Source organism: Burkholderia cepacia, assembly GCF_001718835.1.
GTDB lineage: Bacteria > Pseudomonadota > Gammaproteobacteria > Burkholderiales > Burkholderiaceae > Burkholderia > Burkholderia cepacia_F.
Window position 1 is genome coordinate 109,564 of the sequence record NZ_CP013444.1, and the last position, 15,876, is coordinate 125,439.

General features: G+C 60.2%; 7 protein-coding genes, 2 tRNA genes and 3 rRNA genes. 9 read left to right on the forward strand and 3 right to left on the reverse strand.

The features are described from left to right. Positions 1 to 10: 10 nt before the first annotated feature. From WT26_RS20985 to WT26_RS36055, 7 genes are all read left to right on the forward strand, one after another. Positions 11 to 2,893: a bifunctional YncE family protein/alkaline phosphatase family protein gene (locus WT26_RS20985; RefSeq protein WP_080485703.1), complete on the forward strand. Its 2,883-nt coding sequence runs from the start codon at positions 11 to 13 to the stop codon at positions 2,891 to 2,893. Between the two features lie 498 nt (positions 2,894 to 3,391). Beyond that, positions 3,392 to 4,922 (forward strand): 16S ribosomal RNA (locus WT26_RS20990). A gap of 63 nt (positions 4,923 to 4,985) precedes the next feature. After that, positions 4,986 to 5,062, forward strand: a tRNA-Ile gene (locus tag WT26_RS20995). A 37-nt stretch (positions 5,063 to 5,099) separates the two neighbouring features. Beyond that, positions 5,100 to 5,175 (forward strand) — tRNA-Ala (locus WT26_RS21000). 283 nt (positions 5,176 to 5,458) lie between these two features. Beyond that, a 23S ribosomal RNA gene (locus WT26_RS21005) occupies positions 5,459 to 8,432 on the forward strand. A 127-nt stretch (positions 8,433 to 8,559) separates the two neighbouring features. Continuing rightward, positions 8,560 to 8,672: ribosomal RNA gene (gene rrf / locus WT26_RS21010) — 5S ribosomal RNA — on the forward strand. Together the 16S, 23S and 5S rRNA genes with 2 tRNA genes alongside form the textbook arrangement of a ribosomal RNA operon. Before the next feature lie 135 nt (positions 8,673 to 8,807). Beyond that, positions 8,808 to 8,978 carry a helix-turn-helix domain-containing protein gene (locus WT26_RS36055; protein WP_080433277.1) on the forward strand — a complete coding sequence of 57 codons (171 nt, stop codon included), beginning with the start codon at positions 8,808 to 8,810 and terminating at the stop codon, positions 8,976 to 8,978. A 59-nt stretch (positions 8,979 to 9,037) separates the two neighbouring features. Here WT26_RS36055 and WT26_RS21015 read toward each other — a convergent pair whose 3' ends face one another. From WT26_RS21015 to WT26_RS21025, 3 genes are all read right to left on the reverse strand, one after another. Further along, on the reverse strand, positions 9,038 to 10,732 hold the full coding sequence (locus tag WT26_RS21015) for a M4 family metallopeptidase (RefSeq protein ID WP_069275100.1): 1,695 nt from the start codon (positions 10,730 to 10,732) through the stop codon (positions 9,038 to 9,040). Positions 10,733 to 11,306: 574 nt separating this feature from the next. Then, positions 11,307 to 11,471 (reverse strand): hypothetical protein, encoded by a 165-nt coding sequence (locus WT26_RS21020; RefSeq protein WP_155123157.1) that lies wholly within the window; start codon positions 11,469 to 11,471, stop codon positions 11,307 to 11,309. 359 nt (positions 11,472 to 11,830) lie between these two features. Further along, complete coding sequence (locus WT26_RS21025) at positions 11,831 to 12,853, reverse strand: IS30 family transposase (RefSeq protein WP_059807745.1); 1,023 nt, start codon at positions 12,851 to 12,853, stop codon at positions 11,831 to 11,833. Between the two features lie 220 nt (positions 12,854 to 13,073). On the opposite strand from WT26_RS21025, the gene WT26_RS21030 reads away from it, so the two are divergent. Then, the gene (locus WT26_RS21030) at positions 13,074 to 14,666 is read left to right on the forward strand and encodes an ATP-binding protein (protein WP_080485813.1); all 1,593 of its coding nucleotides are present in this window, start codon (positions 13,074 to 13,076) and stop codon (positions 14,664 to 14,666) included. A gap of 16 nt (positions 14,667 to 14,682) precedes the next feature. Continuing rightward, entirely contained in the window at positions 14,683 to 15,870 is a 1,188-nt protein-coding gene (locus WT26_RS21035) for an adenylate/guanylate cyclase domain-containing protein (RefSeq protein ID WP_060153178.1), read from the forward strand. Positions 15,871 to 15,876: the final 6 nt, after the last annotated feature.

Here is a 15,876-nt window from a genome sequence, read left to right on the forward strand (position 1 = left end):
GAGGAATCCTATGAAACACTGCAACGTCAAGCGCGTGCTCCGGCTCGGAGCCGTCATGTCCGCCGTGCTTCTTGCGTCACCGGCTCGCGCCGATGGTTTCGGCGCCGCCGATGCCGCCCGCGTGCCGAGCGGTCAGTTCGTCACGCCGCTGGCCGTGCGCGGCGCGGTCCAGCAGTTTCTGAATCCGGGCTTGCCTGCCTACCCGCATTTCGTCGCGGGCGAAGCGGTGCGCTCGCAACTGAGCCCGGACGGCAAGACGCTGGCGATCATCACCGCCGGACAGAATTCGCTGTACCGGCCGGACGGCACGGTCGACACCGCGAACTCGACGCAATACATCTTCCTGTACGACGTTTCGGGCGCGAACAAGGCCCGCCCCGCGCTGAAGCAGGTGCTCCAGCAGACCAACGCGTTCGTCGGCCTGGCCTTTTCGCACGACGGCAGCAAGCTCTACGCGACGGGCGGCAGCGACGACGCGGTTTACGTCTACGCCCGGCAAGGCGGCGCATGGGCGCTGTCGGGCACGATCGCGCTCGGCCACAACGGCAAGGGCGTCGGCATTCGCGTCCAGCCGAACGCGGCCGGTCTCGCGCTGTCGTCCGACGGCAAGACGCTCGTCGTCGCGAACAATTACAACGATTCGATCAGCGTGATCGATACCGCGACCAACAGCGTGCGTTACGAGCACGACCTGCGTCCGTTCTTCTCCGGCAACGAAGGACGGAACGGCGAAGCCGGCGGCACCTTTCCGTTCGCGGTGGTCGTCAAGGGCAACGGTGTCGCGTACGTGTCGTCGGATCGCGATCGCGAAATCGTCGCGATCGATATCGCGTCGCCGTCCCACGGCCGCCTGATCAAGCGCATCAAGCTGGACGGCAGCGCGCTCGGCATGACGCTCGACGCGTCGCAATCGATGCTGTTCGTCGCGCAGGACAACGCCGACCAGGTCGCGGTGATCGATACGAACAGCAATGCGGTCGTGACCCGGATCGACGCGCGTGCGCCGGCCGGCGTGCTGGCGCATGGCCAGGCGCACACCGGTGCGGCGACGTACTCGGTCACGCTGTCGCGCGACGGCCGCACGCTTTACGCGACCAACGCCGGCGCGAATGAGATCGCCGTCATCCCGCTCGTCGGCCCGCGCGCATATCGCGTCACCGGACTGATCCCGACCGCCTTCGAGCCGCATGACGTGACGTTCAGCGCCGACGGTACGTGGATGTATGTGGTCAACGGCAAGAGTGCGACCGGCCCGAATCCGGACCATCTGTTCGGTGCGACCCCGGCGCAGGCCGCCGCGTCGCGCGCGTCGAACGAGTACCAGTTCCAGCTCGAGCGCGCGTCGCTCGTGAGCGCGCCGGTGCCGGCGGCCAACGAGTTGCCGAAGCTGACGCAGCAGGCCGCGCGCAACAACTTCTATCGTCCGGAGGAAAACGCCCAGGACAATGAAGTGATGGGTTTCCTGCGTCGCCACATCAAGCATGTGATCTACGTCGTCAAGGAAAACCGCACGTTCGACCAGGTGCTCGGCGACATCGGCAATGGCGCCAACGGCGACCCGCGGCTGGCCCAGTTCGGCCGGAGCATCACGCCGAACTTCCATCGCCTGGCGAGCCAGTTCGTGACGCTCGACAATTTCATGAACCCGGGCGACGGCAGCATGGACGGCTGGTCGTGGGCGCTCCAGGGGCGGGTCACCAACACCGAGACGATTACCCAGCAGATCAACTACGCGGCGGTCAACCGCGGCCTGTCCTATGAGAGCGAGGGCTCGAACCGCAACGTGCCGGTCAACTGGGATACGGTGCAGCAACGCGATGCGGCGGCGGGCCCGGCCGGCAGCACGAACTACAGCAATGCCGCCGCCGGCCTTCCGGGCGGCGCGGCAAACCTGCTGCTGGGCACCGGCAATCACGCGTCGTCCGATGCGCCGTTCGGCCGCCAGCGAGGCTATATCTTCGACGCGGTGCTCGCCGCCGGCGGCACGGTCCGCAATTACGGCTTCCTCGTGAACAACATCGGCAGCATCGGCACGGCCGCGAGCCCGATCACGGATCCGCGCGCGGCAGGCGTCGTCCAGGTTGCCGCGCTCGATCCGAGGCTCGCGTCGATGACCGATGTGTACTTCCGCGGCTTCGACCAGACCTATCCGGATCAGTGGCGTCTGAACGAGTGGAAGCACGAGTTCGACCAGTACGTCGCGGGAGGCAACCTGCCGACGCTGTCGCTGGTGCGTCTGTCCCACGATCACATGGGGGCGTTCGGCACGGCGTTCGCCGGCGTGAACACGCCGGAAACGCAGCAGGCGGACAATGATCTGGCGGTCGGCCGGCTCGTCGAGGTCGTCGCGAAGAGCCCGTATGCGAACGACACGCTGATCGTCGTGACCGAGGACGACGTGCAGGACGGTCCCGATCACGTGGATTCGCACCGCGGGCCCGCGTACATCATCGGGCCGTACGTGAAGCAGGGCGCGGTGATCAAGACGCGTTACAGCCAGGTCAACGCGCTGCGCACGATCGAGGACGTGCTCGGCACGCAGCACATGAACCTGAACACCGCGTACCAGCGCCCGATGACTGACGTGTTCGACGTGCACGGTCCGGCTTCGTGGGGCTATACGGCCGTCGCATCGACGGTGCTGAAGACCACCGGCCTGCAACTGGCCCAGGGAACGGACGCGAGCGTGCAATACGCGGCCGGGTCGGACGTCACGCCGAAGCATGACGCGGCGTATTGGGCGAAGGTAACGGCGAAGTTCAACTTCGACGATGCCGACGAGGTGCCGGCGGATCAGTTCAACCGCGTGCTGTGGAAGGGCATGATGGGCTCGAAGCCGTATCCGAAGCTCAAGGGTCGCACGCAGAAGGTGGCGAGCCGCGACGACGACTGATCGTTTGATCGGCTACGCGTTCTCCTCCTATATATAGAGGGCGCGTCAACGCAAAAGCCCCCGTGCGCGGCAGCGCACGGGGGCTTTTGAATTTATTTCGCGAACCCCCTTGCGCTTGGCGCGGGAGGTGCCTAGAATCACGCCTCTTTCGCGCTGACGGCAACGCGGCGCGGAAGGGGGAAGGAAGATGAACCCCGCAGTCGCAACGAGCTAGTAAAAAAGTTGTTGACGAGCTGCGAAACAGTGTTCATAATTTCGCTTCTCTGCTGCTGACAACGCAGCGCTGCTGAGAAAGACGGTTTTCTCGCGGACACGTTCTTTAAAAATTAACAGCCGATAAGTGTGGGCGCTTGATGACAGCGAGCCGATCGTCAGATCGGATTAGCAAAAGTATCAAGAGTCTCACACTAAAGTAAGTCAGGTTTATGAAGCAATTCATATTCCTGTCAGCTTTGAGTGAGCGACCGGTTCTACGGAACCGAAAACAGTAACAGGTTTGAACTGAAGAGTTTGATCCTGGCTCAGATTGAACGCTGGCGGCATGCCTTACACATGCAAGTCGAACGGCAGCACGGGCTTCGGCCTGGTGGCGAGTGGCGAACGGGTGAGTAATACATCGGAACATGTCCTGTAGTGGGGGATAGCCCGGCGAAAGCCGGATTAATACCGCATACGATCCACGGATGAAAGCGGGGGACCTTCGGGCCTCGCGCTATAGGGTTGGCCGATGGCTGATTAGCTAGTTGGTGGGGTAAAGGCCTACCAAGGCGACGATCAGTAGCTGGTCTGAGAGGACGACCAGCCACACTGGGACTGAGACACGGCCCAGACTCCTACGGGAGGCAGCAGTGGGGAATTTTGGACAATGGGGGCAACCCTGATCCAGCAATGCCGCGTGTGTGAAGAAGGCCTTCGGGTTGTAAAGCACTTTTGTCCGGAAAGAAATCCCTGGTCCTAATACGATCGGGGGATGACGGTACCGGAAGAATAAGCACCGGCTAACTACGTGCCAGCAGCCGCGGTAATACGTAGGGTGCGAGCGTTAATCGGAATTACTGGGCGTAAAGCGTGCGCAGGCGGTTCGCTAAGACCGATGTGAAATCCCCGGGCTCAACCTGGGAACTGCATTGGTGACTGGCGGGCTAGAGTATGGCAGAGGGGGGTAGAATTCCACGTGTAGCAGTGAAATGCGTAGAGATGTGGAGGAATACCGATGGCGAAGGCAGCCCCCTGGGCCAATACTGACGCTCATGCACGAAAGCGTGGGGAGCAAACAGGATTAGATACCCTGGTAGTCCACGCCCTAAACGATGTCAACTAGTTGTTGGGGATTCATTTCCTTAGTAACGTAGCTAACGCGTGAAGTTGACCGCCTGGGGAGTACGGTCGCAAGATTAAAACTCAAAGGAATTGACGGGGACCCGCACAAGCGGTGGATGATGTGGATTAATTCGATGCAACGCGAAAAACCTTACCTACCCTTGACATGGTCGGAATCCTGAAGAGATTCGGGAGTGCTCGAAAGAGAACCGGCGCACAGGTGCTGCATGGCTGTCGTCAGCTCGTGTCGTGAGATGTTGGGTTAAGTCCCGCAACGAGCGCAACCCTTGTCCTTAGTTGCTACGCAAGAGCACTCTAAGGAGACTGCCGGTGACAAACCGGAGGAAGGTGGGGATGACGTCAAGTCCTCATGGCCCTTATGGGTAGGGCTTCACACGTCATACAATGGTCGGAACAGAGGGTCGCCAACCCGCGAGGGGGAGCTAATCCCAGAAAACCGATCGTAGTCCGGATTGCACTCTGCAACTCGAGTGCATGAAGCTGGAATCGCTAGTAATCGCGGATCAGCATGCCGCGGTGAATACGTTCCCGGGTCTTGTACACACCGCCCGTCACACCATGGGAGTGGGTTTTACCAGAAGTGGCTAGTCTAACCGCAAGGAGGACGGTCACCACGGTAGGATTCATGACTGGGGTGAAGTCGTAACAAGGTAGCCGTATCGGAAGGTGCGGCTGGATCACCTCCTTTCCAGAGCTATCTCGCACAAGTTGAGCGCTCACGCTTATCGGCTGTAAATTAGGACAGACTCAGGGGTCTGTAGCTCAGTCGGTTAGAGCACCGTCTTGATAAGGCGGGGGTCGTTGGTTCGAATCCAACCAGACCCACCATTGTCTGACGTGGAAACCTGAGAGTCTCTGTACACATGGGGGCATAGCTCAGCTGGGAGAGCACCTGCTTTGCAAGCAGGGGGTCGTCGGTTCGATCCCGTCTGCCTCCACCACAATCTTCAATGCGAAGTGCTTGGTTCGAAAGCGAACCGAGGATTTGGCATTGGCGATTGAGCCAGTCAGAGTGATGCAGGTAACTGTATCGGCTGTCGTTCTTTAACAATCTGGAAGAAGTAAGTAATTTGGATAGCGCAAGCGTCTTTGAGATGGACGTGGAAACTATCCGGGTTGTGATTGTATCGATGTATCTCAAGATGATTCGAACTTCATGTTCGGCTCAATTGGAATACGGCACAACGCGAGAACTCAACCTGTAACGAGACAGACTCGTTATAGGGTCAAGCGAACAAGTGCATGTGGTGGATGCCTTGGCGATCACAGGCGATGAAGGACGCGGTAGCCTGCGAAAAGCTACGGGGAGCTGGCAAACAAGCTTTGATCCGTAGATGTCCGAATGGGGAAACCCACTCCGTATGGAGTATCCATGGCTGAATACATAGGCCATGCGAAGCGAACGCGGTGAACTGAAACATCTAAGTAACCGCAGGAAAAGAAATCAACCGAGATTCCCAAAGTAGTGGCGAGCGAAATGGGATGAGCCTTGTACTCTTTATTTGTATTGTTAGCCGAACGCTCTGGAAAGTGCGGCCATAGCAGGTGATAGCCCTGTAGGCGAAAACAGTATGAAAGAACTAGGTGTACGACAAGTAGGGCGGGACACGTGAAATCCTGTCTGAAGATGGGGGGACCATCCTCCAAGGCTAAATACTCGTGATCGACCGATAGTGAACCAGTACCGTGAGGGAAAGGCGAAAAGAACCCCGGGAGGGGAGTGAAATAGATCCTGAAACCGCATGCATACAAACAGTCGGAGCCTCGTAAGGGGTGACGGCGTACCTTTTGTATAATGGGTCAGCGACTTACGTTCAGTAGCAAGCTTAACCGTATAGGGCAGGCGTAGCGAAAGCGAGTCCGAATAGGGCGTTCAGTTGCTGGGCGTAGACCCGAAACCAGGTGATCTATCCATGGCCAGGATGAAGGTGCGGTAACACGTACTGGAGGTCCGAACCCACTAACGTTGAAAAGTTAGGGGATGAGCTGTGGATAGGGGTGAAAGGCTAAACAAACCTGGAAATAGCTGGTTCTCTCCGAAAACTATTTAGGTAGTGCCTCGTGTCTCACCTTCGGGGGTAGAGCACTGTCATGGTTGGGGGGTCTATTGCAGATTACCCCGCCATAGCAAACTCCGAATACCGAAGAGTGCAATCACGGGAGACAGACATCGGGTGCTAACGTCCGGTGTCAAGAGGGAAACAACCCAGACCGCCAGCTAAGGTCCCCAAATATGGCTAAGTGGGAAACGAAGTGGGAAGGCTAAAACAGTCAGGAGGTTGGCTTAGAAGCAGCCACCCTTTAAAGAAAGCGTAATAGCTCACTGATCGAGTCGTCCTGCGCGGAAGATGTAACGGGGCTAAGCCATATACCGAAGCTGCGGATGCGTGCACTCCTTCAAGTGCACCGAGCTTGTCGCCACGCAGTGGCGACAAAGCACCCAACAATGATCGTTGCGGTGTGATGAGCGGTGGATTTGAAGGAGTGTACGCATGGTAGGAGAGCGTTCCGTAAGCCTGCGAAGGTGCCTTGTAAAGGGTGCTGGAGGTATCGGAAGTGCGAATGCTGACATGAGTAGCGATAAAGGGGGTGAAAGGCCCCCTCGCCGTAAGCCCAAGGTTTCCTACGCAACGTTCATCGGCGTAGGGTGAGTCGGCCCCTAAGGCGAGGCAGAAATGCGTAGCTGATGGGAAGCAGGTCAATATTCCTGCACCGTCGTTAGATGCGATGGGGGGACGGATCGCGGAAGGTTGTCCGGGTGTTGGAAGTCCCGGTCGCTGCATTGGAGAAGGCGCTTAGGCAAATCCGGGCGCAGGATTCAAGGGTGTGGCGCGAGCGCTCTAGGGCGCGAAGCAATTGGAAGTGGTTCCAAGAAAAGCCTCTAAGCTTCAGTCTAACGATGACCGTACCGCAAACCGACACAGGTGGGCGAGATGAGTATTCTAAGGCGCTTGAGAGAACTCGGGAGAAGGAACTCGGCAAATTGGTACCGTAACTTCGGGATAAGGTACGCCCTTGTAGCTTGACTGGCCTGCGCCAGGAGGGTGAAGGGGTTGCAATAAACTGGTGGCTGCGACTGTTTAATAAAAACACAGCACTCTGCAAACACGAAAGTGGACGTATAGGGTGTGACGCCTGCCCGGTGCCGGAAGATTAAATGATGGGGTGCAAGCTCTTGATTGAAGTCCCGGTAAACGGCGGCCGTAACTATAACGGTCCTAAGGTAGCGAAATTCCTTGTCGGGTAAGTTCCGACCTGCACGAATGGCGTAACGATGGCCACACTGTCTCCTCCCGAGACTCAGCGAAGTTGAAGTGTTTGTGATGATGCAATCTACCCGCGGCTAGACGGAAAGACCCCATGAACCTTTACTGTAGCTTTGCATTGGACTTTGAACCGATCTGTGTAGGATAGGTGGGAGGCTATGAAACCGGAACGCCAGTTTCGGTGGAGCCGTCCTTGAAATACCACCCTGGTTTGTTTGAGGTTCTAACCTTGGCCCGTGATCCGGGTCGGGGACAGTGCATGGTAGGCAGTTTGACTGGGGCGGTCTCCTCCCAAAGCGTAACGGAGGAGTACGAAGGTACGCTAGGTACGGTCGGAAATCGTGCTGATAGTGCAATGGCATAAGCGTGCTTAACTGCGAGACCGACAAGTCGAGCAGGTGCGAAAGCAGGTCATAGTGATCCGGTGGTTCTGTATGGAAGGGCCATCGCTCAACGGATAAAAGGTACTCTGGGGATAACAGGCTGATACCGCCCAAGAGTTCATATCGACGGCGGTGTTTGGCACCTCGATGTCGGCTCATCTCATCCTGGGGCTGTAGCCGGTCCCAAGGGTATGGCTGTTCGCCATTTAAAGAGGTACGTGAGCTGGGTTTAAAACGTCGTGAGACAGTTTGGTCCCTATCTGCCGTGGGCGTTGGATATTTGAAGGGGGCTGCTCCTAGTACGAGAGGACCGGAGTGGACGAACCTCTGGTGTACCGGTTGTCACGCCAGTGGCATCGCCGGGTAGCTATGTTCGGAAGAGATAACCGCTGAAAGCATCTAAGCGGGAAACTCGCCTTAAGATGAGATATCCCTGGGGACTAGATCCCCTTGAAGGGTCGTTCGAGACCAGGACGTTGATAGGTCAGGTGTGTAAGCGCAGTAATGCGTTCAGCTAACTGATACTAATTGCCCGTAAGGCTTGATCCTATAACAAGTCTGTTTCGCGCTACAGAGCGCGTCGGACGGTTGGATTCTCGTGTGTGATACACACAACCTAATTACTGCTTCTTCCAAGATTGGTTGTGCTGCGAAGCCAGCACAACAACCCTCTTTGCCTGATGACCATAGCGAGTCGGTCCCACCCCTTCCCATCCCGAACAGGACCGTGAAACGACTCTACGCCGATGATAGTGCGGATTCCCGTGTGAAAGTAGGTAATCGTCAGGCTCCCTAAGCCAGAAACCCCCGCCCAAAAGGCGGGGGTTTTTGCATTTCCGGCGATGGAAATGGCACCGGGCGCGCCGGTGCGCGAAAACGTCACTCATCACCTCGCCCGAGGCTGGTTGACCTTACCCCGCCAATATGCAGCGCCGGAAAGTGACCGCCGCGGCGCTCGGCGTTCATCCGGACACGCTGGATCACCGTCGCGAGCGGATCGAAAACATCCTGGGCGCCAGGCTCGATCACACGGCATGGATCGCGAAGCTGGAAATCGCGTTGAAGCTTAAAGGGGCCGGCGAACGGAGCCGGTGAGCACGCGTGGAAATTCGGCCGCGCGTGCGTCAGGCCGCTGACGCACGCGCGTGCTGCCGTCAGTTCACGCCGGCAGCGCTCCATGCGCGCGCAACCGTTGCGCTCTCAACCGAATTCGCGCCGTACAGGTCGTTCGCCGCCTGGATCGATGCACGCCGCGCGTTCGGGTAGCTGGAGTTGGCGTTCAGATACACGGTCAGCGTCCGGTACCAGATCTTGCCGGCTTTCTCGCGGCCCAACCCGGTGAAGGTCGTGTCGCCGTTGCAGACCAGCTGGCTCCTCGACAGTCCGGTATCGGTCGACGGCACCGTCGGGCCTTCGGCCAGCAGGTAGAAAAGGCGGTTGCCGACGCCCGACGTGAAATGCGGATCGTGGCGCGGATTCGACCACGAGAATCCACCGGACGGGTAACAGCTGAACGACCGGCCATCGAGGTCCTGCTTGTACATCTTGCGCAGGCCGCCGCTCACCACGCGCGCACCGATCACGTAGTTGCCGGGATCGTTCGGGTTGTTCGCGTAGAACTTGACGAGCGTGCCGAAAATGTCGGAAGTCGATTCGTTCAGCCCACCCGCGTCGCCCGAATAGTTCAGGTTGGCCGTGGCCTCGGTCACGCCGTGGCTCATTTCGTGTCCGGCCACGTCGACCGACACGACCGGCTTCGGCAGACGGGTGCCAGGTTCACCGTCGCCGTACACCATCATGCGCGTGTCCCCCAGCCACGCCGCGTTCGCGCCGGTCGTGCCGCTGCCGGTGTCGAACACCACGTGCGCGAAACTCTTCACGCCGCGCCCGTCGTTGAAGATGCCGTTGCGGTTGTGCGTCGTCTTGTAGTAATCCCAAGTTAACGCCAGACCGTAATCGATGTCGGCGGCGACGGTCTGCCGGTCGGTGGTCGCGTTGTTGCCCCACACGTTCGTGCTGCTCGTGAAGATCGGCAGGTCAGTGGATTGCGCGACATCGTCCGAGGACAGGCCGCGGCCGTCGTACACGGAGCCGCCGCCGCGATTCGGATCGAGCATCCGGTACGCGTTCGTGCCTGTCTGGTCGGTGGTCAGCGTCAGGTTGCCGTAGTACAGCGAGCGGCCGGTGCCGGTCGCGGCGGCGGTCTTGATCAGGTCCTGCGCATCGAGCACGGCGCCCGTGCGGGCGTCGACGTAGTACAGCACCGCATCGCCGTGCACGTCGTTCGACTTGCCGTATACGCGCACCGCGTAGGCCAGCGTCGGCGCGGTGTCGCGCGCGAACACGACGAGCTCCGGCCCTTCGACGCGGCGCACCTGCGCACCGAAGCGCGTGGAAGCGGCACGCCGGGCCACGGCTGCGCCCACGTCGGGCGCGTTGCGCACCACGAAGCGGTCGCCGATCTTGCCGATCTTGCCGGCAAGATCGATCGGCACGGACTGGGTCACGCTCGCCTGCTTCAGCTGCCCCTTGCTCGAATGGACGACCACGTCACCGCCGATCACGGGCAGGCCCGCGTAGAAGCGGTCGAAGCGCACGTGCTCGGTGCCGTCGGGGTCGACGATCACGTCGCGTACCTCGAATTGATCGCCGTCCGTCGGCACGTTCGTCTTCGCGAACTTGAGCGTGCGCGCGGCACTGCCGGCGGCCAGGTTGAAGCTGGACGGGTTCTGCTGGATCAGTTGCAGCGCCCGGTCGACTGTGGCCTGCTGGTCGCCGGCTTGCGCAAATGCGCTGAAGCTGGCAAGGGAAATCGCGGCGACCGACAGCAGGCGAGACAGTTTCTTCATGTAATCCTCCAGATAATGAATGCGCAATTATTGAAAGTTTATTGAATGCAACCACTAAGCAAGAGAGGTACTGTGAACTGCAAAGCCATGCTAGGAGGTGAAATTAATATTTACAAGATAATTGCAAATAAATTAACTTTTGATTGTGTTGGCATGAATCGAGTCGGGAATTGGTGAGAAATATGAAATGATCCTGTGCGGCTCGGTCTGAGGAAAATCCGCGGCATGCGTGGCGGCTGCCGCGTTTTATTTCATTGGCTATTCAATTGGATTATTGATGGCGTTAATCTGAATATTCAGACGGCTCGTGAGGGACGCGCGTCGATTCAGGCTGCCTGCGTTTTCGGATGAGCGGCGGAAGTTCGGCGTACAAGCCGGTATGCGAAGCGCCGCATTGTTTGGCGGGATGAAACGGCGCGGCGCGCGATGGCGCGCAAAAAAAGGCGACCGCCGCATGACGCGATGGTCGCCAGAGGCGAATACCGAGGCAGTATCCGCTGAGACACACGAGAGCCCGCGCCGGGCGCGGGCAAAGGCCCGTAGGTTGCCGGCCGGGAAGCGGCCCGGCTAGCTGCTACGACGGAAACGTGACGAGGTAAGTGAGCTGCTGATCCTCCACCAGCGCTTCGACCTTCTGCTTCTGCCCGAGCACGGCAATCGCGTTGCCAATTTGAGTCAGCAAAGCGGTATCGGTAGGCTTGACGTTGACAACGGCGTTGCCGTCGTCGCTATTGAACATGAATTGAAAGAACTCCGGTCCATTGCTTCCGGAAAACGTATAAGCGACTTGAATGGACTTGACCTGTACCAACCCGCCTGCGGCTTTCGCGCGTGCGCGGATTTCGTCGAATTGATTGGTAGACGTGGCGATATTCCTTTGTTCAACGGTGAATGAAAAAAAGATGCCGTGGCCGAGCTTTGCTCTTGTGGTGCGGGTGACTGGATGGTTGGCTCGCCCAAATCGAATTCTAGGAATTAGAAGGCTCGCCGTCTCCTGACAGTTCTATTGGGTAGGCGCTTTTTGAAGCGATGCAATCGCGGTAATGCTCGCGCGCTGAAACGGGGCGGTTTCAAGGGCGAAGTGCAACACCTCGCGGGTTACTGAACGGGAAGCCGGTCTATGGGGTTAGCCAGGACTTGGGCAAGGATTTCCAGAGGGGTGTGCCAGTTCAGTGTGGCGCGCGGTCGGGTATTGAGTTTGTCGGCAATGGCGTCGAGGTCATCTTGAGAGTAGACGGACAAATCAGTGCCTTTTGGCAGGTACTGCCGCAGCAGGCCGTTGGTGTTTTCGCAGGTGCCGCGTTGCCAAGGGCTGTGCGGATCACAGAAATAGACGCGCACATTGGTCGCGGCGCTCAGTTCGGCGTGTCGCGCCATCTCGCGACCTTGATCGTAGGTCAGCGTCTGGCGCAGCGGTTCGACGAGCGATTGCAGCTTGGTCGTGAACGCGGCCAGCGCCGAAGCGGCCGTCGCGTCGGGCATCTTCGCCAGCAGGACGGCGCGGCTCATGCGTTCGACCAACACGGCCACCGACGATTTGTTCTCGGCACCCTTGATAAGGTCGCCCTCCCAATGGCCCGGCATGAGGCGATCATCGATTTCGGGCGGACGCACGTGGATGCTGATCATGTCGGGAATCGTCGCGCGCCGATCGGCGCCACGCGATCGCGGCAGGCGTTTGTTGCGATGCTGGCGCAGGCAGGCAATCAGTTCGCGGCGCAACTCGCCGCGAGGCTGGGCGTAGATGGCGTTGTAAATCGTTTCGTGGGACACGTGCAGGCTCGGGTCGTCGGGAAAGACACGCTTCAGAGTACCGGCGATTTCCTGCGGCGACCACTGACGTTCGCAAAGCAAGCGACGAACGAGGCCCCAAAGGATCGAATCTGGTGCGAGCTTCGGATCCGGCCGTCCAGCCTGTCGGCGCGCGTCGCGAGATGCCTGCGCGGCGCGCGGGCAGTACAGGCCGTTGGATTGGGTATTGCGGGCCAACTCGCGACTGAGCGTCGACGGCGCGCGCTTGAGCTTGCGGGCGATCGCCCGCAAGCTCAAGCCTTCGTCCCGCCAGAAATCGATTCGCATACGTTCTTCAGGTTGCAGTTGTTGGTACGTTCTCTTTGCCATTCGCGGACATTACCGGATGGCGAGAGTGTTGCACTTCAGATTTGAGGCCGCCCGGATCAAAGCGCGAAATTGATTCGTGATCTTAAACGACCGGCTCGGCGTCGGTATCGGTATCGGTATCGGCGTCAGGCGCCGGTTTCCGTGCCGGCGTCGCCCTCTTCGGTTCGCTCGAGCCTAAACTGAAAGGGCGCCCGTGCTCATCCGGGAAAAGATCATGCGAATGCGTCGTGCTCATTCATCTGCTCAATTTCCCCCTCGAGAGGTCGAAGCCATCGAGGGGGAACGGAGCTTCAGGTCACTCGCGGATGCGATCCCCCATATCGTGTGGACGGCCGATCCGGACGGCTGGGTCGACTACATGAACTGCCGGGGGCTCAGCTATGGCGGCGTCACGCTCGAGCAGGCCCAGGCGCAGGGCTGGGAATCCTTCCTTCACCCGGACGATTTGCAACTCGCGATCGATACGTGGACGCGCGCGATCCGGAGCGGCGTCGAGTTCGAGATCGAATATCGGCTGAGACGGGCTTCCGACGGCGCTTATCGATGGTTTCTCTGTCGCGCGTTGCCGTTCCGGGATCACGACGGAAAGATCGTCAAGTGGTTCGGCACCGAGACCGATATCGAAGACCTGAAGCAGGCGAGGGCCGCCGCGGAGCGCGCGAACCGCGCGAAGTCCGATTTCCTGTCCAGCATGAGCCACGAGCTGCGCAGCCCGCTCAACGCGATCCTCGGCTTCGCGCAGCTCATGGCGTCCGATTCGCCGCCGCCGACGCCGTCGCAGCAGGCGAGCATCGACCAGATCCTGCGGGCGGGATGGCATCTGCTCGAGTTGATCAACGACGTGCTCGACCTGGCGAAAATCGAATCCGGGCAAGTCGCGATCGCGCCGGAAGCCGTTGCGTTGAGTGACGCCTTGCGCGAATGCGAATCGATGATCGAGCCGCAGGCGCGGCAACGCGGCATTCGTGTGAGCTTTCCCGATGTCGAACCGCATTGCCATGTTCGCGCGGACCGGACGCGCTTCAGGCAGATCCTGCTCAACCTGCTGTCGAATGCAATCAAATACAACCGGGCGTCGGGCGCGGTCGACGTCGATTGCGACCTGCGCGCGCCCGGCCGGATTCGCGTCAGCGTGCGCGACACGGGCCCGGGCTTGTCGCAGGGGCAGTTGGCCCAGCTCTTCCAGCCGTTCAATCGCCTGGGACAGGACGCCGGCGGCGAGGAGGGCACGGGCATCGGGCTGGTCGTCGCGAAGCGGCTGACGGAACTGATGGGGGGCGTCATCGGCGCCGACAGCACCATCGGGAAGGGCAGCGTGTTCTGGATCGAGCTCGATGCGGCGTCCGCCCCGGAAGCCGCCGCGCTGGGCGACGCCGGGCCTGCCGCGTCAGCCGAACGCGCGACTGCCGAGACGGCCGCCGAGGCGCCCGCTCATACCGTGCTCTACATCGAGGACAATGCGGCCAACCGGACGCTGGTCGAGCAACTGCTCGCGCGGCGCGCGGACCTGCGCATGCTCAGCGCGGCGACCGGGCAACTCGGCGTGGCGCTGGCGCGCAGCGCGCTGCCGCGGGTGATCCTGATGGACATCAACCTGCCCGACATCAGCGGCGTCGACGCGCTGGGCCTGTTGCGCAGCCAGCCCGAAACGGCGGGGATTCCGGTCGTGGCGCTCAGTTCGAATGCGATGCCGCGCGACATCGACCAGGGCCTGAAGGCGGGCTTCTTCCGCTATCTGACGAAGCCGATCCGGATCGAGCCTTTCATGCATGCGCTGGCCGAAGCGATTGCGTTTGCGGAAGGAAAGCGATGATGCGGGGCTGCGCACCATGATCGATTCGTCAGCCATCCTCGACGCCAGGATTCTGGTCGTCGACGATCTGGAGGCCAATATCCTGTTGCTCGCGCAGATTCTGCATCGGGCGGGCTATACGCATGTCGCGTCGACGACGGATGCCGGCGCCGTGTGCGAGCTGCACCGCCGGAACGGCTACGACCTGATCCTGCTCGATCTCCAGATGCCCGGCATCGACGGCTTTCAGGTGATGGAGAGCCTGAAGGAGATCGAGGCGGACAGCTATCTGCCGGTCATCGTGATTACCGCCCAGCCGACCCATAAATTGCGCGCATTGCAGGCCGGTGCGAAGGACTTCATCAGCAAGCCGTTCGATCTGGCCGAAGTGCTGATGCGGGTTCACAACATGCTGGAAGTGCGCCTGCTGCATCGGGCGTTGCGCGACTACGGCAAGGCGCTCGAACAGAAGGTGCGCGAAGTGGAGGCGAGCCGCGAGCTGATTCGCGAACAGAGCGACGAGCTGAAGGGCCTGTATGCGAAGGTCGTGGCCGAGCAGAAGGTCTCCGAACGGCTGCTGCTCAACATGCTGCCTTCTCCGATCGCCGAGCGCCTGAAGGCCCATGTCGACGACATCGCCGACAGTTTCCCGGAAGTGATCGCGGACCGGTTTCCCGAGGTGTCGGTGTTGTTCGCGGATCTCGTCGATTTCACCTGCTTTTCGGCGGGGATGCGCCCCGAACAACTCGTCGAAATGCTCAACGAGATCTTCACCGAGTTCGATCACATCGCCGACGCGCGCGGCCTCGAGAAGATCAAGACCATCGGCGACGCGTACATGGCGGCTGCGGGGCTGCCCGTCCCGGTGGCCGACCACGCGGAGCGGGCCGCGCATATGGCGCTCGACATGATCGATGCGCTGGCCCGCTTCAACGCGCTGAGACGCTGCAACCTGCAATTGCGGATCGGCATCAACAGCGGGGAGGTCGTGGCCGGCGTGATCGGGAAACGCAAGTTCATCTACGACTTGTGGGGGATGGCCGTCAACCTCGCGAGCAGGATGGAGTCGCATGGCGTGGCAGGGCGCGTGCAACTGACGGAGGCCACGCGCGAGCGGCTGGGCGATCCGTTCGTCTGCGAGGCGCGCGGCACGATCGCGGCGAAGGGAATGGGCGAGTTGCGCACGTGGTTTTTGGTCGGCCGAGCCGGCGCAGCGGCGAGTTGATGCAGC

What these genes read in the sequence shown, in the direction of transcription:
- WT26_RS21020 (WP_155123157.1), bottom strand. Translation starts at nt 11,471, where the DNA reads ATGTTCAATAGCGACGACGGCAACGCCGTTGTCAACGTCAAGCCTACC.
- WT26_RS36055 (WP_080433277.1), top strand. Translation starts at nt 8,808, where the DNA reads ATGCAGCGCCGGAAAGTGACCGCCGCGGCGCTCGGCGTTCATCCGGAC.
- WT26_RS21015 (WP_069275100.1), bottom strand. Translation starts at nt 10,732, where the DNA reads ATGAAGAAACTGTCTCGCCTGCTGTCGGTCGCCGCGATTTCCCTTGCC.
- WT26_RS21035 (WP_060153178.1), top strand. Translation starts at nt 14,683, where the DNA reads ATGATCGATTCGTCAGCCATCCTCGACGCCAGGATTCTGGTCGTCGAC.
- WT26_RS21030 (WP_080485813.1), top strand. Translation starts at nt 13,074, where the DNA reads ATGCGTCGTGCTCATTCATCTGCTCAATTTCCCCCTCGAGAGGTCGAA.
- WT26_RS21025 (WP_059807745.1), bottom strand. Translation starts at nt 12,853, where the DNA reads ATGGCAAAGAGAACGTACCAACAACTGCAACCTGAAGAACGTATGCGA.
- WT26_RS20985 (WP_080485703.1), top strand. Translation starts at nt 11, where the DNA reads ATGAAACACTGCAACGTCAAGCGCGTGCTCCGGCTCGGAGCCGTCATG.